Annotated in this window: 20 protein-coding genes; 8 read left to right on the forward strand and 12 right to left on the reverse strand. The window is 60.1% G+C overall.

Going from position 1 to position 21117, the window contains the following annotated elements:
* The first annotated feature begins 26 nt into the window (after positions 1-26).
* The 4 genes from JAO85_RS08665 to JAO85_RS08680 all read left to right on the forward strand — a co-directional run bounded on the left by JAO85_RS08665 (position 27) and on the right by JAO85_RS08680 (position 3960).
* Positions 27-668, forward strand: a complete 642-nt coding sequence (locus JAO85_RS08665; RefSeq protein WP_003058693.1) for a 3-oxoacid CoA-transferase subunit B — start codon at positions 27-29, stop codon at positions 666-668.
* Between the two features lie 60 nt (positions 669-728).
* The gene (pcaF, locus tag JAO85_RS08670) at positions 729-1940 is read left to right on the forward strand and encodes a 3-oxoadipyl-CoA thiolase (RefSeq protein WP_202787894.1); all 1212 of its coding nucleotides are present in this window, start codon (positions 729-731) and stop codon (positions 1938-1940) included.
* Positions 1941-2105: 165 nt separating this feature from the next.
* On the forward strand, positions 2106-3101 hold the full coding sequence (locus tag JAO85_RS08675) for a tripartite tricarboxylate transporter substrate binding protein (protein ID WP_012837047.1): 996 nt from the start codon (positions 2106-2108) through the stop codon (positions 3099-3101).
* A 121-nt stretch (positions 3102-3222) separates the two neighbouring features.
* Positions 3223-3960, forward strand: coding sequence for an SDR family oxidoreductase (locus tag JAO85_RS08680; protein ID WP_087864868.1), 738 nt, complete (start codon positions 3223-3225; stop codon positions 3958-3960).
* 255 nt (positions 3961-4215) lie between these two features.
* On the opposite strand, the gene JAO85_RS08685 is transcribed toward JAO85_RS08680, so the two are convergent.
* The gene (locus JAO85_RS08685) at positions 4216-5061 is read right to left on the reverse strand and encodes an SIS domain-containing protein (protein WP_003058703.1); all 846 of its coding nucleotides are present in this window, start codon (positions 5059-5061) and stop codon (positions 4216-4218) included.
* Between the two features lie 244 nt (positions 5062-5305).
* On the opposite strand from JAO85_RS08685, the gene tal reads away from it, so the two are divergent.
* Both tal and pgi read left to right on the forward strand, forming a co-directional pair.
* Positions 5306-6271, forward strand: coding sequence for a transaldolase (gene tal, locus JAO85_RS08690; protein WP_003062018.1), 966 nt, complete (start codon positions 5306-5308; stop codon positions 6269-6271).
* Positions 6272-6283: 12 nt separating this feature from the next.
* Positions 6284-7888 (forward strand): glucose-6-phosphate isomerase, encoded by a 1605-nt coding sequence (gene pgi, locus JAO85_RS08695; protein WP_202787895.1) that lies wholly within the window; start codon positions 6284-6286, stop codon positions 7886-7888.
* Positions 7889-7933: 45 nt separating this feature from the next.
* Here the strand turns inward: pgi and JAO85_RS08700 are convergent, their stop codons facing one another.
* From JAO85_RS08700 to JAO85_RS08745, 10 genes are all read right to left on the reverse strand, one after another.
* The gene (locus JAO85_RS08700; RefSeq protein ID WP_202787976.1) at positions 7934-8779 is read right to left on the reverse strand and encodes an SAM-dependent methyltransferase; all 846 of its coding nucleotides are present in this window, start codon (positions 8777-8779) and stop codon (positions 7934-7936) included.
* A gap of 59 nt (positions 8780-8838) precedes the next feature.
* On the reverse strand, positions 8839-9456 hold the full coding sequence (locus JAO85_RS08705; protein ID WP_012837042.1) for a DUF1415 domain-containing protein: 618 nt from the start codon (positions 9454-9456) through the stop codon (positions 8839-8841).
* 155 nt (positions 9457-9611) lie between these two features.
* A complete protein-coding gene (locus JAO85_RS08710; RefSeq protein ID WP_003062008.1) occupies positions 9612-10790 on the reverse strand; it encodes a deoxyguanosinetriphosphate triphosphohydrolase in 1179 nt (392 codons plus the stop codon).
* A gap of 84 nt (positions 10791-10874) precedes the next feature.
* Positions 10875-11972: a 3-dehydroquinate synthase gene (aroB, locus tag JAO85_RS08715; RefSeq protein ID WP_039049584.1), complete on the reverse strand. Its 1098-nt coding sequence runs from the start codon at positions 11970-11972 to the stop codon at positions 10875-10877.
* 55 nt (positions 11973-12027) lie between these two features.
* Positions 12028-12573: a shikimate kinase gene (locus JAO85_RS08720; RefSeq protein WP_039049583.1), complete on the reverse strand. Its 546-nt coding sequence runs from the start codon at positions 12571-12573 to the stop codon at positions 12028-12030.
* A 114-nt stretch (positions 12574-12687) separates the two neighbouring features.
* A complete protein-coding gene (gene pilQ, locus JAO85_RS08725) occupies positions 12688-14802 on the reverse strand; it encodes a type IV pilus secretin PilQ (protein WP_039049582.1) in 2115 nt (704 codons plus the stop codon).
* Positions 14799-15350 (reverse strand): pilus assembly protein PilP, encoded by a 552-nt coding sequence (locus JAO85_RS08730; RefSeq protein WP_034357416.1) that lies wholly within the window; start codon positions 15348-15350, stop codon positions 14799-14801. Before JAO85_RS08730 ends, pilQ begins: the two co-directional genes overlap by 4 nt.
* Entirely contained in the window at positions 15347-16021 is a 675-nt protein-coding gene (locus tag JAO85_RS08735) for a type 4a pilus biogenesis protein PilO (protein ID WP_003061994.1), read from the reverse strand. The genes JAO85_RS08730 and JAO85_RS08735 overlap by 4 nt, the downstream gene beginning before the upstream one ends.
* Positions 16021-16632: a PilN domain-containing protein gene (locus tag JAO85_RS08740; RefSeq protein ID WP_012837038.1), complete on the reverse strand. Its 612-nt coding sequence runs from the start codon at positions 16630-16632 to the stop codon at positions 16021-16023. Before JAO85_RS08740 ends, JAO85_RS08735 begins: the two co-directional genes overlap by 1 nt.
* On the reverse strand, positions 16629-17711 hold the full coding sequence (locus JAO85_RS08745; RefSeq protein ID WP_012837037.1) for a pilus assembly protein PilM: 1083 nt from the start codon (positions 17709-17711) through the stop codon (positions 16629-16631). The genes JAO85_RS08740 and JAO85_RS08745 overlap by 4 nt, the downstream gene beginning before the upstream one ends.
* Positions 17712-18060: 349 nt before the next feature.
* On the opposite strand from JAO85_RS08745, the gene JAO85_RS08750 reads away from it, so the two are divergent.
* Positions 18061-20391 carry a penicillin-binding protein 1A gene (locus tag JAO85_RS08750; RefSeq protein WP_003061989.1) on the forward strand — a complete coding sequence of 777 codons (2331 nt, stop codon included), beginning with the start codon at positions 18061-18063 and terminating at the stop codon, positions 20389-20391.
* A gap of 66 nt (positions 20392-20457) precedes the next feature.
* Here the strand turns inward: JAO85_RS08750 and cyaY are convergent, their stop codons facing one another.
* Positions 20458-20799: an iron donor protein CyaY gene (gene cyaY, locus JAO85_RS08755; RefSeq protein WP_003061987.1), complete on the reverse strand. Its 342-nt coding sequence runs from the start codon at positions 20797-20799 to the stop codon at positions 20458-20460.
* 12 nt (positions 20800-20811) lie between these two features.
* Here cyaY and JAO85_RS08760 point away from each other — a divergent pair, with 12 nt between their 5' ends.
* Positions 20812-21060: a lipoprotein gene (locus tag JAO85_RS08760; RefSeq protein ID WP_012837036.1), complete on the forward strand. Its 249-nt coding sequence runs from the start codon at positions 20812-20814 to the stop codon at positions 21058-21060.
* The last annotated feature ends 57 nt before the right edge of the window (positions 21061-21117 follow it).

Here is a 21117-nt window from a genome sequence, read left to right on the forward strand (position 1 = left end):
CCAAGGTCCAGCAAGGAGATACAAGCGTGAGCTATCAAAAACGAAGCAAGGACGAACTGGCCCTGCGCGTGGCCCAGGACATTCATGACGGTGCCTATGTGAATTTGGGCATAGGCCAGCCCACCCTGGTGGCCAACCACATCCCCGCAGGACGCGAAATTGTTCTGCAAAGCGAGAACGGCATTCTGGGCATGGGCCCGGCACCGGCGGCCGGCTCCGAAGATTACGACCTGACCAATGCCGGCAAGCAGCCCGTGACCCTGCTGCCCGGCGGCAGCTATTTCCACCACGCCGACAGCTTCGCCATGATGCGCGGCGGCCACCTGGACATCTGCGTACTCGGAGCCTTCCAGGTTTCGGCCACGGGCGATCTGGCCAACTGGAGCACCGGCGAGCCCGGCGCCATTCCCGCCGTGGGCGGAGCCATGGACCTTGCCATTGGCGCCAAGCAGACCTGGGTGATGATGGATCTGCTCACCAAAAAGGGCGAGAGCAAGGTCGTGGCCCAGTGCAGCTACCCGCTGACCGGCCTGGGCTGCGTCAAACGCATCTACACCGATCTGTGCACCCTGGCATGCACACCCGAGGGGCTGCGCCTGATCGACAAGGTCGAAGGCCTGGAGCACGCCGAACTCGAACGCATCGTGGGCCTGCCCATCGCGGCCTGAACGGCCCTCAGGCCAATCCGGCCTAGACCCCAAGCTCGATTTTTATAACGGAGACATGTCATGAGCAACCAGAACCAAGCCTTTATCTGCGACGCCATCCGCACCCCCTTCGGTCGCTACGGCGGCGCGCTGTCCAGCGTGCGCACCGATGATCTGGGCGCCCTGCCCATCAAGGCGCTGATGCAGCGCAACCCCAATGTGGACTGGACTGCCGTGGCCGATGTGCTCTATGGCTGTGCCAACCAGGCCGGCGAGGACAACCGCAACGTGGCGCGCATGTCGGCGCTGCTGGCCGGCCTGCCCATCGATGTGCCCGGAGCCACCATCAACCGCCTGTGCGGCTCGGGTCTGGATGCTGTCGGCACGGCCGCGCGTGCCATCAAGTCCGGCGAAGCCCGCCTGATGATCGCCGGCGGCGTGGAGAGCATGAGCCGCGCCCCCTTCGTCATGCCCAAGGCCGAGTCCGCCTTCAGCCGCAACAATGCCGTCTACGACACCACCATTGGCTGGCGCTTTGTCAACAAGCTGATGAAAGCACAGTACGGCGTGGACTCCATGCCCGAGACCGCCGAAAACGTGGCCGACGATTTCGGAATCGAACGCGAAGCCCAGGACCGCATGGCCCTGGCCAGCCAGGAAAAGGCCGCAGCTGCGATTGCTGCCGGCCATCTGGCACGCGAGATCGTGCCCGTCTCCATCGCCCAGAAAAAGGGCGATCCCATCGTCGTGAGCCAGGATGAGCACCCCCGCGCCACCACCATCGAGGCCCTGGCCAGGCTCAAGGGCGTGGTACGCCCTGACGGCACGGTCACGGCCGGCAACGCCAGCGGCGTCAACGACGGTGCCTGCGCCCTGCTGCTGGCCAACGAGGAAGCCGCCAAGCAATACGGCCTGGTGCCGCGCGCCCGTGTGGTCGGCATGGCCGTGGCCGGCGTCGCGCCGCGCATCATGGGCTTCGGCCCCGCTCCCGCCGTGCGCAAGGTGCTGGCCCAGACAGGACTGACTCTTGAGCAGATGGATGTCATCGAGCTCAACGAAGCCTTTGCCGCACAAGGCCTGGCCGTGCTGCGCGACCTGGGCATTGCCGACGACGACAGCCGCGTCAACCAGTGGGGCGGCGCCATCGCCCTGGGCCATCCCCTGGGCGCATCGGGCGCCCGCCTGGCCGCCACGGCCGTGAACCAGCTGCATGCCTTCGGCGGCCGCTATGCGCTGTGCACCATGTGCATAGGCGTGGGCCAGGGCATCGCCGTGGTGCTCGAACGCGTCTGATCCCGACTGCGGCAGGGACCGGCCAAGTCCGGCCTGCTGCCGCCCCCTGCCTCTTACACCCAAACAACGACCGCTGGCGTGCACCTTCTCTCGCAGGTGTGCCACCGCGGCAGCCCGCGCCCCGGCCTTTGGCCGGCGGTGTCTTGCCTTTTTCCGGAGACCTCAATGTCCAATTCCCTTTCCCTGTCTCGCCGCCGCAGCCTGCAGACCCTGGCAGCAAGCGCCCTGTTCGCTCTGGGCGCTGCTCCCTCCATGGCCCAGACGCCCTATCCCAGCAAGCCCATCACCATGATCGTGCCCTTCTCGGCCGGCGGTACGACCGACATTCTGGCGCGCGTGGTGGGCCAGGCCCTGAGCACCGAACTGGGCCAGAGCATCATCATCGACAACCGCCCCGGCGCGGGCGGCAATATCGGCGGCCAGGCCGCGGCCCGCGCAGCCGGTGACGGCTACACCCTGTTCATGGGAACGGTGGGCACGCACGCCATCAACGAAGCCCTGTACAAGAAGATGCCCTTCGACCCGGTCAAGGACTTCGCTCCGCTGACCCGCGTCGCCAATGTGCCCAATCTGCTGGTGGCCCACCCCAGCCAGCCCTTCAAGACGGTCAAGGAAATGATGGCCTACGCCAAGGCCAATCCCGGCAAGCTGAATTTCGGCTCCTCGGGCTCGGGCAGCTCCATCCACCTGTCTGGCGAGCTGTTCAAGTCCATGACCCGCCTGGACATGGTGCATGTGCCCTACAAGGGCAGCGCGCCGGCCATCACCGATCTGCTGGGCAACCAGATCGCCATCATGTTCGACAACATGCCCTCGGCCATCCAGCATGTGCGCTCGGGCAAGCTGCGCCCCATCGCCGTGACCACGGCCAAGCGCTCGCCCGAGCTGCCCGATGTGCCCACCGTGGCCGAAGCCGGCGTGCCCGGCTATGAAGCCACCTCCTGGTTCGGTCTCTTCGTGCCTGTCAAGACACCGGCCGACATCCAGCAAAAGCTGCATGCCGCCATTGCCAAGGTGCTCAAGGATCCCGCCGTGATCAAGAAGATCAACGACCAGGGTGGCGAAGTCGTGATCGACACCCAGGAAGGCTTTGCCAAGTTCATCGACGCCGAAGCCAAGAAGTGGGGCAAGGTCGTCAAGGACTCCGGCGCCAGCGTCTGACCCCACCCAGGTGCCGGCCTGTCCCGGCCCCAGCACTGCCGGCGCATGCCGGTGGCTGCTGTTGCCCTCCCGGGCCCGCACCTGTCGCAACCGCCCCGTTTTCCGTCTGAAAGTTATTGCCATGTCTTCCCAGAGCGCCTCCCTTACTGACCGCCCTCGCGTGTTGATCACCGGTGGCGGAGCCGGCATCGGCGCCGCCGCTGCCGAGCGCTGCCGCGCCGACGGCTACGAGCCCATCATCGTCGACCGCGTGGTCGATCACGTTCCCGGCGGCATACAGGCCGACCTCAGCAACGCCGAGGACACGGCCCGCGCCCTGCGTCAGGCTCTGGAAACCGGCCCCATCACGCGTCTGATCAACAACGTGGGCGTGGTCGTACCCAACGACGCCGCCTCGCAGACCCTGGCCGAGTTCGACCTGGCCGTCTCGCTGAACCTGCGCTGCGCCTTCCAGTGCATGCAGGCCCTGCTGCCCGGCATGAAGCAAGCGGGGTTCGGGCGCATCGTCAACATGTCCTCGCGCGCCGCGCTGGGCAAGGACTTGCGCACAGCCTACGCTGCCACCAAGGCCGGTCTGATCGGTATGACCCGCGTCTGGGCGCTGGAGCTGGGCCAATGGGGCATCACGGCCAACGCCATAGGCCCCGGCCCGATACGCACCGAGCTGTTCGACAAGGCCAATCCGCCCGACGCCCCGCGCACGCAGAAGATCATTGCTTCCGTACCCGTCAAGCGGGTGGGAACTCCCGAGGATGTGGCCCATGCCGTGTCCTACATGCTCGACGAGCGCAGCGGCTTTGTGACCGGACAGGTGCTCTATGTCTGCGGCGGCATGACCGTGGGCGTCGCCTCCGTGTAAGCGGCTCGATACGAGCTGCTGCCCGGGCAAGCCAAGTCCCCGAGCCGCAGATGCATCACCCTCGTCCGGCGCGCACCCTGCAAGCTTGCGGGATCTGGATGCTTTTTAAATTTTGATAGCTTAAAGCGCCTTCCCCAGAATGATTTCAATGTGTTTTATGCGTGAAACCATTTATGGAAAGGCGACAGAAGCTCTCAATAAGAGAGCCCTCTTGCTTGGCATCTCGACGCGCACAGGCCGCGCCTTTGCTGGCCCTCAGGTATAGCGCTTGGCGCGCAGATTGTTCTTCATCTGCTCCAGCGCCGGCTGCAGTGCCGGCCCGATGCGCAGGGCCACGCAGGTCGCCAGCACGTCGATGATGAGCAGGTGCAGCAGCCGCGAGACCATGGGACTGTAGCGGTCGTAGCCTTCGGGGTGATCGGCAGCCAGATGCACCTGGCAAGCGGAGGCAAGAGGCGAGCCGCTGGCCGTGATGGCGATGGTGGTGGCCCCGTTCTTGCGAGCGATATCCGCCGCATCCATCAGATCTCGCGTGCGCCCGGAGTTCGAGATGATGACCACGCAGTCGCCCGGACCCAGCAAGGTCGCGCTCATGACCTGCATATGACCATCGCTGGTGGCCAGACTGGTCACACCGAGGCGGAAAAACTTGTGCTGGGCATCCAGCGCCACGATGCCCGAGTTCCCGGCGCCGTAAAACTCGATGCGCTTGCCGGTCTGCCAGGTCGCGGCAATCGCCTGTGCAGCCTGCTCTATGGCCGCCGTGCTGGCCGCATTGCGATACTGCAGAAAAGCGGCAACCGCGTTGTCCACCACCTTGACCATGACATCGCTGGTCTTGTCATCGCTGTCCACACTGCGATGGATGAAGGGCACGCCTTCGCTGACGCTACCTGCGAGCTTGAGCTTGAAGTCCGCCAGGCCGTCATAACCCATGCTGCGGCAAAAGCGCACCACCGTGGGTTTGCTGACATGCGCCCGCACCGCCAGCTCTCGCACCGGCAGATGCGCGAAGGCCCGCGGATCGGCCAGTACCAGGCGTGCAACACGCTGCTCTGCAGGCGCCAGGGACGGAAGGGAGGCAGTAATCCGATCAAGCATATTGGCGCAGATGAGGTGGAGGCAATGAATGAGTGCAGAAAAAAGCGAGCATAAGACCGAAGCGCCTCATGCCTCGCAAAATGGCAGCAAAACTTGAATATTTCCGCAAATAAATAGGCGAGCGCGCATATTCAGCAGGGTTTGCCTTGATGCATCCTCAAACGGAGTATCTGCAAGCTCATTCTCAATCAGGGATTCACGCTCTACACTTGCTGGTTAGTTTGAAACACAGCAAAGGATGGACATGAATCAGTTGGAGGCGCTCAAGCAATTCACGACCGTGGTCGCGGACACCGGTGATTTTCATCAACTGGCGCAGTTTCAACCGCAAGATGCCACCACCAATCCATCCCTGATTCTCAAAGCGGTTCAAAAGACCGAATATGCGCCGCTGATGCGCGCCACCGTGGCGCAATTCAAAGACCGGGGGCTTGACGAAATCATGGATCGGACGCTGGTGCGCTTCGGCTGCGAGATTCTGAACACCATACCCGGCCGTGTTTCCACCGAAGTCGATGCTCGCCTGTCTTTCGACACCGTGGCCACGGTCACGCGCGCCGAGCGACTGATCGAGCTGTATCAGGCGGCCGGCATCCACACCGAGCGTGTGCTCATCAAGATCGCCGCCACCTGGGAAGGGATTGAAGCGGCCCGCATTCTCGAGCAGCGCGGCATTCACACCAATCTGACGCTGCTGTTCTCCTTCTGCCAGGCCGTTGCCTGCGGCCAGGCCAAGGTCCAACTGATCTCGCCCTTTGTGGGCCGCATCTACGACTGGTACAAAAAGCAGGCCGGCGCGCAGTGGGATGAAGCCACCATGGCCGGCGCCAATGATCCGGGCGTGCGCTCCGTACAGAAAATCTACGACTATTACAAGCACTTCGATGTTTCCACCGAGGTCATGGGTGCAAGCTTTCGTAATACCGGCCAGATTCTGGCTCTGGCGGGCTGCGATCTGCTTACCATTGCACCTGAGCTGCTGGCCCAGCTCCGCGCACAGCAGGACGACGCCATGCCTTTGACTCGCGCCCTGGACCCGGACAAGGCCAGAGCCCAGCCGCAGGAACGCGTTCTGTATGACCAGGCCTCGTTTCGCTTTGCGCTGAACGAAGATGCCATGGCCACCGAAAAGCTGGCCGAGGGCATTCGCGCCTTCACCGCGGACACCCTGAAGCTGGAAGCATTGATGCAGCAAGCGGCTGCAGATTGACGGAAATTTCCTTTGACGCCTCTTTGTCACGAGCTGCCTGCCTGGCAGGCTTTGCAAACCCATTACCGGTCGCAGATCCAGCATCTGGATTTGCGCCAGGCTTTTGCACAAGACCCGCAACGTCTTGACGCCCTGAGCATGCAGGCGCCACATGTCTTCGCCGATCTGTCGAAGAACCTCTGGACTTGCGAGACCGAGGCCTTGCTGAGGCAGCTTGCAGCCGAGAGCCAGCTCTCGAGCAAGCGCGACGCCATGCTGGCCGGCGCAGCCATCAATACCAGCGAGCAGCGCAGCGCGATGCACTGGTTGCTGCGCACTCCTGCAAACGGCGGGCAGCTCGCCCAGTCCCCCGTTCTTCGGACCTGGCCCCAGGACATGCGTTCAGCTCTGCATGAGGTGCACGAGACGCTGGATAGCATGCTCGCCCTGGCCGATCAGATCAGGGACAGCCAACAGATCACCGATATCGTCAATATCGGCATCGGCGGCTCGCACCTGGGTCCGGAAGTCGTGGTCAATGCCCTTGAGGACTGGATAGACCAGGACAAGAACTTTCACTTTGTCTCCAATGTGGACGGCCACGAGCTGGGACATGTGCTGCGCCGGGTCAAACCGGAAAGCACGCTGTTTCTGATTGCCTCGAAATCCTTCACCACGGCCGAGACCATGCTGAACGCTCGCTCGGCCAGGCAGTGGTTTCTCGATCATGGCGGCAGCGAAGATCCGCAGGCCCCATGCTCGATCGACCGACACTTCGTAGCCCTCACCACCAATACACAGGCGGCTGCAGAGTTCGGCATACAGCGCACTCTGGGTTTCTGGGATTGGGTAGGCGGACGCTTTTCTCTGTGGTCCGCCATCGGCTTGCCTATCGCCATCGCCATAGGCTCGGCGCAATTCAGGGCTCTGCTGGGCGGCGCGCACGCGATGGACGCCCACTTTTTCACAGCCCCTCTCGAGAGCAATCTCCCGGTGCGCCTGGGACTGCTGGACATCTGGTATCGCAATTTCTGCCAGTTTTCCAGCCGCTGCATTGCACCTTACAGCCATGGACTGCGCCGCCTGACGGCCTATCTGCAGCAACTGGAGATGGAGAGCAATGGCAAAAGCATCAACAAGAATGGCGTTCGGCTCACAGCTCCCACGGCACCGGTGATCTGGGGCGAGCCCGGCACCAATGGGCAGCATGCTTTTTTCCAGATGCTGCACCAGGGGCAGGATGTCATACCGGTCGAATTCATTGCCCTGCGCGACGGGGGCAAATACCTGGGCGAGCACCATCAAAGCCTGGTGGTCAACGCGATTTCCCAGGCCCAGGCGCTGATGGTGGGGCGCTGCGGCGAAGGTCTGGAAAAAGACTGCCCCGGCAATCGCCCCAGCAGTTTCCTGATGCTTGAAAGACTGGATCCCGCCTCTCTGGGCGCCTTGATTGCGCTGTATGAACATCGCATTTTTGTCTCTGGCGCCATCTGGGACATCAACAGCTTCGACCAGTGGGGTGTGGAACTGGGCAAGAAGCTGGCAAAGCAGCTTCATGCCCGCCAGAACCACAATGACTGGGAAGGAGTGGACGCGTCAACGCAGGAGCTGATGAAGCGCCTGATGGAGAGTCACTGAGCATCACAAGCAGCGAGCCCGGCAGAGCTCATGCTTCAAGCCTGCTCAGGCCGCGCTGGTTTGCTGCAAATGGGGATAGCGCACGCCAGCCAGACCTTCCAGTCCAAACTCGGCGAGCAACTGACGCAGGCGTTGCGCTGCACTGCGCTTTTTCTGCCCCGTATAACGGGCCACAATCAATTCGTTTTTCATGCTGTGCTCCCAGCCCACCAGCTCGGTGACCGTGACCTGGTAGCCGCAAGCCTCCAGATACAGACAGCGCAGCACATTGGTAATCTGACTGCCCATCTCGCGAGTGTGGATCGGGTGACGCCACAACTCGGCCAGCGGAGTGCGCGCCAGGCTCATGGCCTTGGTCTGGCGCAGACATGCAGCCACCTCGGCCTGGCAGCAAGGCACCAGCACCATGGCCTTGGCCTGCTTTTCCAGCCCGAAGGCTATCGCATCATCAGTCGCCGTATCGCAGGCGTGCAAGGCCGTGACCACGTCAAACTGCGAAGGCATGAAGTCTGCTCGCGTGGACTCGGCCACCGACATATTGAGAAACTCCATGCGCTCGAAGCCAAGTTCAATCGCCAGCTTCTGGGATGCCTCGACCAAAGGCGCACGCGTCTCGATACCGAAAATCCGACCCTGAGCCAAGGCCTTGAAATACAGGTCGTAAAGAATGAACCCCAGATAGGACTTGCCCGCACCATGGTCAGCCAATGTCACGGCATGCCCATCCTTGGACAGCTCGGCAAGCAAAGGCTCGATGAACTGATAGAGGTGATAGACCTGCTTGAGCTTGCGGCGCGAATCCTGATTGAGCTTGCCCTCGCGCGTCAGAATATGCAGGGCCTTGAGCAACTCAAGGCTCTGGCCGGGCTTGAGCCCCAGTTGCTCGGCGATATCAAGTGCCCCTGCTTTGGCGGGCTATTGCAGGTTCTGCTTTTTATCGGTCTTGCCCATCACTTCTCTGCCTTCGTCTGACCATGGCCGGTCACGGGGCAGCGAGCCCCGACATCCAGGTCCAGCCAGCCTTCGATGCCGATCTTTTCCAGCGTTTCCATATTGCGCTCGTATATCGTTTCGGCTTCCGGAAACACCTCCACAGCCTTGTCGATGCTGTCTTCGCGCAGCAAGTGCAATATGGGATAGGGAGCACGATTGGTGCAGTTGGTAACGTCGTCCACATCCGTGCCCTCAAACTGAAATTGAGGATGAAACGAGGCCACCTGCAAGATGCCGCCCAGATCCAGCTCCTCGATCATGGCATCCGCCACTTCAAGAAAGTCATTGAAGTCCAGAAAATCCTGCAGGGCATGGGGCAGTATCAGCAGTGTGGTGTCGCGTTTTTCTGCGTTGGCTTCGGCCAGGGCCTCAAGCTCGCGATGCAGAGCCTCGGCAACAGCCTGCGCATCGGTCGCATCGCTGACGGCGTAGTGGATCTGAGCCTTGACATGCACGCCTTTGGCGAAAGGGCATAGGTTGAGACCTATCACGGCCTTTTCCAGCCAGCGCACGGTATCCGCAATCACAAGCTCCGGCGGGAAAGCCTGATCGGCGATGGTTGAAGTTTCGGTCATGACAGGGCCCTCCAAAATGCAAACGGGGGCCATCGCCCCCAAAGAATGCGCACTGGGCGGGAAATATTCCGGCTCTAGATACACAGCACCGCTATTTTAGCGATCCGGCCTGTGCCATGCTCGCCACTGGCAGCAAGACCGTTGAGGAGCTTCCTTCAGGCCTCGCCCAGCAGCCTGAGCCCGGTGATGCGCTCATGCTCTCGCGCCGCATAACGATCCGTCATACCCGCAATAAAGTCTGCCACCACTCGCGCACGTTCATGCAGGGTAGTGACGATATGGGCACGCTGAACAAAGCGCGGCTTCATGCGTTCAGGCTCCACCATATAAGCAGCAAACAGCTCCTTCACAACTTGCTGGGCACTGTTCATGGTCTGCATGACTTGAGGATGCCGATAGAGCTGCCTGAACAAGAACTGCTTTAGCACCAGAGACTGCGCTTTCATCTCTTCGCTGAAACCGATCAGCGTCCGGCCGTGCTGACGAACCTCCTGCACCGAGCGCACAGCCGCCTGCTCAATACCGGCCTGTGAGTGATGGATGACGTCATAGACCTGGTCACTGAGCATGCGGCGAATGCTCTCATAGAGCAGCTTGCGCTGAGCATCCGGCAGAGCCAGATCGGGCCAATCCGCCAATGTCGAGGCATAGTAGCGGGCAAACAAAGGCACGGCTTCACGCAGCTGGGCCATGGTGATCAGACCCGATCGAACGCCGTCGTCCACATCGTGGGCGTTATAGGCAATCGCATCCGCCAGATTGCATAGCTGTGCCTCCAGAGAAGGCTGAGTGCCATCCAGAAAACGCTGAGCCACGCCGCCGGGCTCACGTGCATTCAGCAATTGCGCATTGCTGAGCGAGCAATGCTTGAGAATTCCCTCGCGCGTTTCAAAAGTCAGGTTCAGACCGTCAAAGGCTGGATAACGCTCCTCCAACCTGTCCACTACACGCAGACTTTGCAGATTGTGCTCAAAACCGCCATGGGGCTTCATGCACTCATTGAGCGCGTCTTGCCCCGCATGTCCAAAAGGTGTGTGCCCCAGATCATGCGCCAGACAGATGGCTTCAACCAGGTCTTCATCCAGCCGCAAAGAACGCGCGATGGAGCGCCCCAGTTGTGCCACTTCCAGAGAATGCGTGAGCCGGGTTCGGAACAGATCGCCCTCATGGTTCACAAAGACCTGGGTCTTGTAAACCAGTCGCCTGAATGCCGAGGAGTGAACAATGCGGTCCCGATCGCGCTGAAAGTCGCTGCGCGTGGGAGCCGGGGGCTCAGCAAAGCGACGCCCGCGGCTTTGCTGGGGATGGCAGGCATAGGAAGCCAGAGCGGTCATGCAAATCGCCTCAACAACTCGATGCAATGACTCTAACAGTTATGGTCTCGCTTCCCCCAGGGTCTGCTCACATAGCGCCATCCATCAAGCGCAGCAACTCTCGATCACTTCACGCACCAGAGCGTCGGGTGCCGACCTCATCACCGCCTTGCCGGGACCATCGATCAGCACAAAGCGGATTTCACCGGCTTCGGATTTCTTGTCGACCCGCATCAGCTCCAGATAGCGACCAGCATTGTCCTGAACATCGATGACCGCTGCGCGCACCGGCAAGCCCGCTCGCTCAATCAGCTTGCGCAGACGCGAGACAAAGCTCGCCTCCACCAGGCCAAGACGTTGGGACAGCTCCGCCGCCATCACCATGCCTGCCGCCACACCTTCACCGTGCAGCCAGTTGCCGTAGCCCATGCCGGCCTCGATCGCATGACCGAAGGTATGACCAAAATTGAGAATCGCGCGCAGACCCGCTTCCTTCTCGTCCTGCCCCACGACCCAGGCCTTGATCTCCACACTTCGCTTGACGGCATGGGCGAGCATGTCGCGATCGCGGCGCAGCAGGCCACCCATGTTCTGCTCAAGCCAGTCGAAAAACTGCATATCGGCAATAGGGCCGTATTTGATGATTTCCCCCAGACCTGCGCTCAACTCGCGCTCGGGCAGGGTATCCAGCGTAGCAAGATCGCAGAGCACCAGCTGCGGCTGGTAGAAGGCCCCAATCATGTTCTTGCCCAGCGGGTGGTTGATGGCAGTCTTGCCCCCCACCGAGGAATCGACCTGGGACAGCAGCGTGGTCGGCACCTGCACAAAAGGCACGCCACGCATATAGCTGGCGGCAGCAAAGCCCGTCATATCCCCCACAACACCGCCGCCCAGTGCAAACAGCACCGTCTTGCGATCGCAACCATGCTGCAGCAGGGCATCAAAAATCAGGTTCAGAGTCTGCCAGTCTTTATGCGCTTCGCCATCGGGCAACACCACCTCGTGAACCTGGGCGTATTGGCCGCTCAAGGCCTGCTTGAGTGCAGACAGATAAAGCGGGGCCACGACATCATTCGTCACGACCAGAGCCGCCGCCGCCTTGGGCAATCCCTGCCAAGTGGAGCTCTGGGCCAGCAAGCCCTCTGCAATCACGATGGGATAGCTGCGCTCTCCCAGATCAATATGCACCGTTTCCACGTTCAACCTCTCTCAAAATACATAGCAGGAACCACACGCAGTGTATTGACCAACAAGCTTTTCAGCGCAATCCGGAATGCTGACCAAGTTCAATCTGCATGGCCACTCGCTGGGCCACCTGCGTGGCGGACAGGCCGCTGCCCGCCACCACAAAATCCGCAACCTCCTTGTAGAGCGGATCTCTGATGGCATGCAAATCCAGCAAGCGCTGCAAAGGATTGTCCACTTGCAGCAAGGGACGCTGAGTATCCCGCTGCAGGCGCTTGGCAATTTCATGCGGTGATGCACTCAGATAGACCACCTGTGCATGCTCGGCCAGTTCTTGCCGGTTTTCAGCCTTCAGCACGGCACCGCCACCTGTGGCAACCACCGTTTTCTCAGGTCGCGCCAGCAGCGCTGCCAGCACCTCTTGCTCTACATCCCTGAATCTGGACTCGCCTTCCTTGGCAAAAAAATCGCGAATCGTGCAGCCGATATGCTCTTCGATGGCCACGTCCACATCCACAAAAGGCATAGACCAACGCTTGGCCAAATAGCGTCCGATGGTGGATTTGCCGGAGCCTGGCAAACCCACAAGGGCAATATGAAATTTCTTTAGAACAGTCATCGCGTTACCGTCATCCGCCAATCTGGCCAGCCCATGATTCTCGCAGCCCGCAGATATTACAAATGAAAAGGCCCGCATCAACTCGTGCGGGCCCTATGTAAAAACTGATAACAGTTATTTGCTGGTGCTGCGCGCCTGGCTCAGCATCTTGGGAGTGATGAAAACCAGCATTTCACGCTTGCTCGAAGCCTTGGTGTTGCTACGGAACAAATGCCCCAACACAGGCAGATCTCCGAACAGCGGTACCTTGTTGAGCTGGTTGGTTTCCTCCAGTTCAAAGATACCGCCAATCACGACCGTGCCGCCATTCTCGACCAGCACCTGGGTCTTGACATGCTTGGTATCAATGGCGACGCCCTGAGTCGTGGTCTCACCGCGACTGTCCTTGTTCACATCCAGATCCAGAATGATGTCGCCTTCAGGGGTAATTTGCGGAGTCACTTCCAGCTTCAGCACGGCCTTCTTGAACGAGATGGTCGTGGCGCCATTCGGCGCAGTCACGGAGTATGGGTATTCCGTGCCTTGCTCGATCAATGCCTTGTTCTGGTCTGCCGTCACCAGACGGGGGTTGGAGATGATCTTGCCGTCGCCTTCTGCTTCCAAAGCGGACAGCTCCAGGGACAGGAAACGCGTCATCGAGCTATTGAAGACAGAGAATGCGACCTGCCCCACAGTGTTGATTCCTGAAATACTTGCGGGCAAATTGACGAAATTGCCACTGGGGAACTTGGTGTTCGCTCCCGAGCTGCTATCAGGCAGGAACTGAGACGATGTCATGGAAGCATTGCTGCCAACAGCCCCTCCGCCGAACTTCACACCCAGCGAACGGCCAAAGGTATCGCGTGCCTCCACAATGCGGGCCTCGATCATGACCTGGCGCACCGGCACATCCAGCGTTGCCAGCAAAGCCTTCATTTCTTCCAGCTTGGTCGGCGTATCCGTCACAAACAGCTGATTGGTGCGTGGCTCGGAAATGGCGGAGCCTCTCGACGACAGAAAGCGCGTGCTGGACCCTGTACCGCCTGCACCGCCGCCGCCTGTCGAAGTCGTGATCTGCTGCAGGATGTCCGCCGCCTTTGCATAGTTGAGCTGGAAACCTTGCGTGCGCAAAGGCTCCAGCTTCTGGATTTCCATGGCCGCTTCGTAGTCACGCTTGGTACGCGCGTCAATCTCGTCCTTGGGAGCGATCCAGAGCACGGAGCCGGACTTGCGCATGCCCAGCCCCTTGGCATCCATGATGATCTGAAGAGCCTGGTCCCAAGGCACATCCTTCAGACGCAGAGTCAAGGCACCTGTCACCGTATCCGAGGTGACGATATTGAAGTTGGTGAAGTCCGCGATGACCTGCAGCAAAGAGCGCACTTCAATATTCTGGAAATTGAGCGACAGCTTTTCGCCGCTGTAGCCCGGGCCTTGCGTCAACTTGCTGGTGTCGACCTTTTTCTGGCGCACTTCCACCACGAACTGATTGTCGCTCTGGTATGCGCTGTGCTCCCAGTCACCCACAGGGTCAATGCGCATCCGAACACGATCGCCTTGCTGAGTGGTCGAGATCGTTTGCACAGGCGTACCGAAATCTCCCACATCGAGCTTCTTGCGCAAATTTTCAGGCAGAGCTGTACGCAGGAAGTCCACCGTCAGGCCCTTGCCCTCCTGCCGCAGATCCACCCCCACCTGGCTGCTGCCAAGGCTGACTACAACCCGGCCGGAGCCATCGCTACCACGGCGAAAGTCGATACCGCGAATCGGAGCGGCATCAGAGGCTGCCGTCTTGTTCTCAAACACCGGAGCCATGACAGGAGCCGCAGCTGCGGCGGTTGTCGCGGCACCTGCGGGATCAAGCAAGATCAGCAAAGATTTGCCCTGGCGCTGCAAGCGATAGGTCGTAGCCGTCTTCAGATTCAATACCAGGCGTGAGCGACCCGATGCTTCCACCAGATTTGCCGAGCGCAGATTGCCCTGATTGAATTCAAGCAACGACTTGCCCGAGCCATTGCTCACACCCGGAAAATCCAGAGCGATACGCGCCGGAGACTGAACCACGAATCCGGTCGGGTCTGCAGCCAGCGGTTCGGACAGCTCGACACGGACGACCTCGGAGCCTGACTGCAAAGCACCTGTAACAGCCTCAATGCGGGCTTGCGCCCAAGCTGCCGAAGAAAGCAAAAGGCCGCTCAGGGTCAGACCCCAACGGGCCTTCGCCATAGTGCTGCGATTAATACCCATCATTTGCCGACCTCCTGCAACTCCAAAGTGCTTGTTCTTTCAATCCAGTCACCACCGCCATCCTGGACAATTTCTCTTAGCTGGATGGAGTTTTCCGTAATCTTGGTGATCTTTCCGTAGTTCTGCCCCAGATAGTTGCCGACACGTACCTGATAGAGCAGGCCGCCGACTTTGACCAAGGCCGTGGGCACGTTCTTTTTGTCGAGACTGCCCACCATGGTCATGGTGTCCAGCGGCTCGGCCTCCAGCGGCTCCTTGCGGCGACTCAGCTCTGGCGTGAGCAACGCCGTGCTGATGTTGGATTGCGCAGACTCCTTGCGCAGCACCTGGATCAGCTTGAGCGGATTGAAGGGATCCATGCCATCAGCCCCTGTATAGGCCTGGGGCTTGAAAGGCTTGGGCTCCTCCAGAGGAGTCACGCGAGGCTTGGCATTGGCACGCTCCTGGGCCATCCACTCACGCAGTTGCTCCTCCTCGGAGGAGGTGCAGCCCGCCAGCAAAGCACTGCTCATCAGGACCAGCCAGACAGGGCTCAAGAATGCTCTGCTCATTTCTTCCCCTTGGCCGCGTCACGCTGCGCCTTGACTTCGTCCGCATCCAGATATCGGAAGGTCCGTGCCGTGGCATCCATGGACAGCACATCCGTGTCCTTGCCGCCCGGGGCGATAGACAGATTGTTCAAGGTCACGATACGGGACAGGAAAGCGATATCCGAGGCAAAAGCACCGATGTCGTGATAGCGTCCCGTCACCTTCAGGGTGATTGGCAGCTCGGCGTAGTACTCCTTGGTCACCATGGCGCCAGGGCGGAATACTTCAAACTGCAGACTACGCCCCAAGCCGGCCTGGTTGATATCGGAAAGCAGAGCAGCCATCTCCGCCTTGCTGGGCAGTTGCTTTTCCAGCTGCGTCACATACTGCTGCACCTGCTCGCGCTGCTTCTTCAAGCCCTCCAGGCTCACCGCCTTGACCATTTTCTTGGAGTAATCTTCGCGCAGAGTCACCTCGGTCGCACGCTCAGCGTCGAGCTCTGCCTCGTAATCCTTCAGAACGACGAACCACAGCAAGGCAGCGACAGCGACTGCAACGGCCACATACAGCAGTGCCTTGGGCAAGGCTGGCCAAACCGAAGGGTCATTGGGGTCCAGATTCCGGAATTGGCGCTGAATCCTCTCTTGCAGCGCAGCGAAATCGATGTCCAGAGATTTCTTCTTTTTTGCCATTACTGCGCCTTCACAGAAGAGCTTGCAGCAAGCAGATTTTTCTCCGCATCGCTGGCCCTGGTCAGATTGAAGCGCAATGTGAATGCAGCTGCACGGCGCTTATCCTTGGCAGTCACATCAACAGTCTTGGCCACAATTTCCATCAGCTCCGGCTTGGAGAACCAGGGCGAGCCATCCGTAAGATTACGCAGCATCTCGGAAATACGTTCATTCGACTGTGCAGTTCCCTGCATGGTCACCGACAAGCCTTCTTGCTTGATGCTGCTGATGTAGACACCGTCCGGCAGTTGCTTGACCAGCTCATTGAGCATGTACACCGGCAGGTTGCGGTCGGACTGTAGATCCTCCACCGCCTTCTGCCGTGCACGCAGAGCGGTGATTTCGGCCTCGAGCCCCTCGATTTCCTTGATCTGTGTTTCCAGGACCTTGATTTCGGAGCGCAGCAGATTGTTCTTGTTCTGCTGGCCCTCGATCATCATCTGGAAGTACCAGTAAATCAGTGCTGCGATCAGCAGTCCACCCAGTGCGCCCAGCACCATATTGACCTGAAACGCCTCTTTACGGCGTTTCTTGGCCGCCTCGCGGTGCGGTAAAAGGTTAATCAGTATCACTCTTGAAACCTCCGCATGGCCAAACCGCAAGAGGTCAGATAGGACGGCGCTTCACGCGCCATCTTCTTCAGACGCACGCCGCTGCCAATTTCCATGCCTTCGAAGGGATTGGCAAGACTGCAGGCACACCCCGTCTGCTGGCTGACGGCATCCACCAGCCCCGGCAGGGACGACGATCCACCTGCCAGCAAAACATGATCGACGCGGTTATAGGGAGTACTCGTGAAGAAGAACTGCAACGCTCGCGCCACTTCCTGGGTCAGGCTTTGCACAAAGGGCTTGAGCACACCAGCCGCGTAGTCGTCCGGCAATTCGCCGCTGCGCTTCTTGGCCTCTGCCTCTTCCGGAGAAAAACCGTACTGGCGTGCAATCAACTGGGTAAGCTGTGCGCCGCCAAAGGCCTGATCACGCTCATACAGCACCTCGTCATTGCGAAGCACCTGCATGCTGGTGGTCATGGCCCCCACCTCGAATAGCGCCACGACGGCGTCACGCCCGGCATTGGGCAAACGCGACACCAGACGCGTTGCCGCCATTCGGGCAGCGTAGGGCTCGATATCGATCACCATGGGCTTGAGACCGGCTGCCTCGGCCAGGCCCTGGCGGTCCTGCACTTTTTCCTTGCGCGATGCAGCGATCAGCACATCCACATCGCCAGGCGACACCAGCGACGGACCTATGACACAGAAATCCAGGCTCACCTCATCGAGCGAGAACGGAATGTATTGATTGGCTTCGGACTCGACCTGAACTTCCATTTCCAGCTCGGTCAAGCCGGCTGGCAAGGTGATCTTCTTGGTAATCACCGCAGCGGCAGGCAGTGCCATGGCCACTTGCTTTGTACGCGTTCCGCTTTTCTTGACCAGGCGGCGCACAGCCTCCGCCACCTCATCAAATTTCTCAATATTGCCATCGGTGATCCAGCCCTTTTCAAGAGGCTCAATCGCACAACGCTCCAGTTGCCACTCGCCGGATTTGCTTTTGGCCAGCTCGACCAGCTTCACGCTGGAGGAGCTGACATCAATGCCAAGCAAAGGTGCAGGCTGACGGCTGAATAAAGAACTCAGAGCAATCAACATGCCCCCCCAGGTTTGTAAGAATGGAAACAAAAGCCAGCAATACCCCGGAATCCTAGCAGCAAGCTATAGCAGCACATGCTTTGCTGCAGCGCTTTTCACCGTATTTCGTGGTCAAAAAAAGACAAACTTGTGTAACGTCAAACCGCAAGAACCTCAGCCCTTGCGCATACTGGTGCTTACCCTGTGATTTAGGATTCAATCAAAGCGCGGCCCCCACCCGGCCGCCACGATGCTTTTCCGGGCGGCATTTCTATAATGCCCTACCCCTTGCCAATACTGCGAAATGCCGCCATCAGAACATTCTGCTCACCAGGCACCTGCGCCTGGGTCTCAAACTCCCAAAAAACGCATGCACTGGCTGCCGCGTTCCATTTTCTGGCTGATCGGACTTGCCGTCGCCGCCGCCCTGGCCGTTTTGCTGGCCGTGGCCGTGGCGCTGGCCATGGCTTACCCCAATCTTCCAGACGTCTCCGAACTTGCAGACTACCGCCCCAAGCTACCGCTGCGGGTCTACTCCAGCGAAGGCGCTCTGCTGGGCGAATTTGGGGAGGAGCGTCGCACCCTGACGCCCATCAACGAGATCCCCAAGGTCATGACGGATGCCGTGCTGGCCATCGAAGACACCCGCTTCTTCGAGCATGGCGGCGTGGACTACAAGGGCATGCTGCGTGCTGCGCTGGCCAACCTGGGCAAGGTCAAGAGCCAGGGCGCCTCCACCATCACCATGCAGGTCGCACGCAATGTCTACCTCTCTTCCGAGAAGACCTATACCCGCAAGATCTACGAAATCCTGCTGACCTTCAAGCTTGAGCACTTGCTCACCAAGGAGCAGATCCTCGAGATCTACATGAACCAGATTTTCCTTGGCAACCGTGCCTATGGCTTTGCAGCAGCCTGTGAAGCCTATTTCGGCCATCCGCTCAAGGACATCACGGTGGCCGAAGCCGCCATGCTGGCAGGCCTGCCCAAGGCTCCATCGGCCTACAACCCGATCAGCAACCCCAAGCGCGCCCGCATCCGCCAGCTCTACATCATCGAGCGCATGGAGGAAAACGGCTTCATCACGGCAGATCAGGCCAAGCAGGCCCGCGAAGAGCCGCTCAAGCTGCGTACTGCCGCCAATTCGACCCGTGTACATGCAGAGTACGTGGCTGAAATGGCCCGTCAACTGATCTTTGCCCAATACGGCAGCGACGCCTATACCCGCGGCCTGAACGTCTACACCACTCTCAATGCTGGTGAACAAGAGGCTGCCTACAAGGCTTTGCGCGAAGGCATCATGAACTACGAACGCCGCCAGAAGTACCGCGGCCCCGAGAAGTTCATCACTCTGCCAGCCAACGCTCAGGAGCTGGAAGACGCCATCGACGATGCCCTGGCCAACCATCCCGACAACGGCGATGTGGTTGCGGCCGTGGTGCTGGAAGCCTCGCCGCGCAAGATTGTCGCGGCCCGTGCGGACGGTACCCATTTCGAGATCACGGGCGACAACCTCAAGCCCGCCGAATCCGGCCTCAGCCCCAAGGCACCGCCCAATATCAAGATCCGCCCCGGTGCCGTGATCCGCGCCATCAAGAACGCCAAGGGTGCCTGGGAAATCACCCAGTTGCCCGAAGTCGAAGGCGCTTTTGTGGCCATGTCCACGCAAACCGGCGCGATCCGCGCGCTGATCGGTGGTTTCGACTTCGAAAAGAACAAGTTCAACCACGTGACCCAGGCCTGGCGCCAGCCCGGCTCCAGCTTCAAGCCCTTCATCTACTCGGCAGCGCTGGAGCACGGCTTCTCTCCCTCCACCATGATCAATGACGCACCGATCTTCTTCAGTGCGGCAACCACCGGTGGTCAGCCCTGGGAGCCCAAGAACTACGACGGCCGCTACGACGGCCCGATGACCATGCGCACGGGCTTGAACAAGTCCAAGAACATGATCTCCATCCGGTTGCTGCAGGCCATCGGCCCCAAGACCGGACAGGAATGGGCGACTCGCTTCGGCTTTGAAGCCGCCAAACAGCCCGCTTACCTGACCATGGCTTTGGGCGCCGGTTCCGTCACGCCGCTGCAGATGGCGGGAGCCTATTCGGTGTTTGCCAACGGCGGCCACCGCATCAACCCCTGGCTGATTGCCCGAGTGACAGACCACAAGGGTCGCATCCTCTCCGAGTTCACGCCGCCAGCGGTGAAGGAACTGCCCCAGGCCATCCCCGAGCGCAATGCCTTCCTCACCGGCACCCTGCTCAATGATGTGGCACGCGTGGGCACGGCTGCACGTGCCCAGGCCACACTCAAGCGCCCCGACCTGTATGGCAAGACCGGCACCACCAATGACTCGGTGGACGCCTGGTTTGCCGGCTACCAGCCCAGCATTGCCGCAGTCTCCTGGATTGGCTACGACACCCCGCGCAACCTGGGTTCGCGCGAAACCGGTGGCGGCCTGAGCCTGCCCATCTGGATCAATTTCATGCAGCACGCACTCAAGGGTGTGCCGGTGGCCGAAGTGCAGACCCCGCCCGGAGTGGTCAATATGGGCGGCGACTGGTATTACGAAGAAAACGCCCGCAACGGCGGCGTCTCCAGCCTCGGTATGGAAGGCGCCTCCGATCCTGGCAACGCAGGCCCGGGTGCCACCCAGCCGCCTGCCGCAGAGGAGCGCAGCCGCATTCTGGACCTGTTCAGAAACTAAGCCCTCGCAAAGCAAAAAGCCTGCCTCTCGTCGAGGCAGGCTTTTTTATTCCAGCGCCCTGAAGACTCAGGCCAGGGCCTTGAACTCCAGAGCCATGCCCGACTGCTCGCTTGCATATTGCGTCAGATTGGCAAAGAACTCGCCAGCACCCTTGGTGTCCAGCCAGACTTTCTTGTCCTCGTCAAAGCGATAGTGAAAGCCACCTGCCTTGGCCGCCAGCCAGATTTCATGCAGGGGTTTTTGCTGGTTGATGACAATCTGGCTGCGATTGGCAAACACCAAAGTCACCATGCCGCCCACACGCTGGGCATCAAGGTCAGCATCGGTTTCGTCATTGATGCGATCACAGCATTGCTCCACAGCCAGCAGAAGTTGGTCGGCGCGATCCAGATATTCAAGGTCAGTCATTACAATTTGCCCATGTTGAAAGCCAACCAAATTTTAGTCAGGAGCATTGCCCTTGCGGCTTGTGCGGCGTCCCTGGCAGCACTTTCCGCCTGCGGGCAAAAAGGCCCACTCTATCTGCCTACAGATCCTGCGGCGCAGGGTCGCGCCACGCTGCCCGAAACGCTGGGCATTTCCACCAAGCCTTCCAGCGCAGCAACACCTGCAACGAAAGCCACGCCGATAGAGGCTGACGAGATTCCCCAGACCGATACCAAGCCCTGAGGCTTGATGCACATCAACATGGCGCCCGGACTTACTCTCTAGAGTGATGGCATCTTG

The organism is Comamonas sp. NyZ500 (genome assembly GCF_016772095.1).
GTDB classification, from domain to species: Bacteria; Pseudomonadota; Gammaproteobacteria; order Burkholderiales; family Burkholderiaceae_C; genus Comamonas; species Comamonas thiooxydans.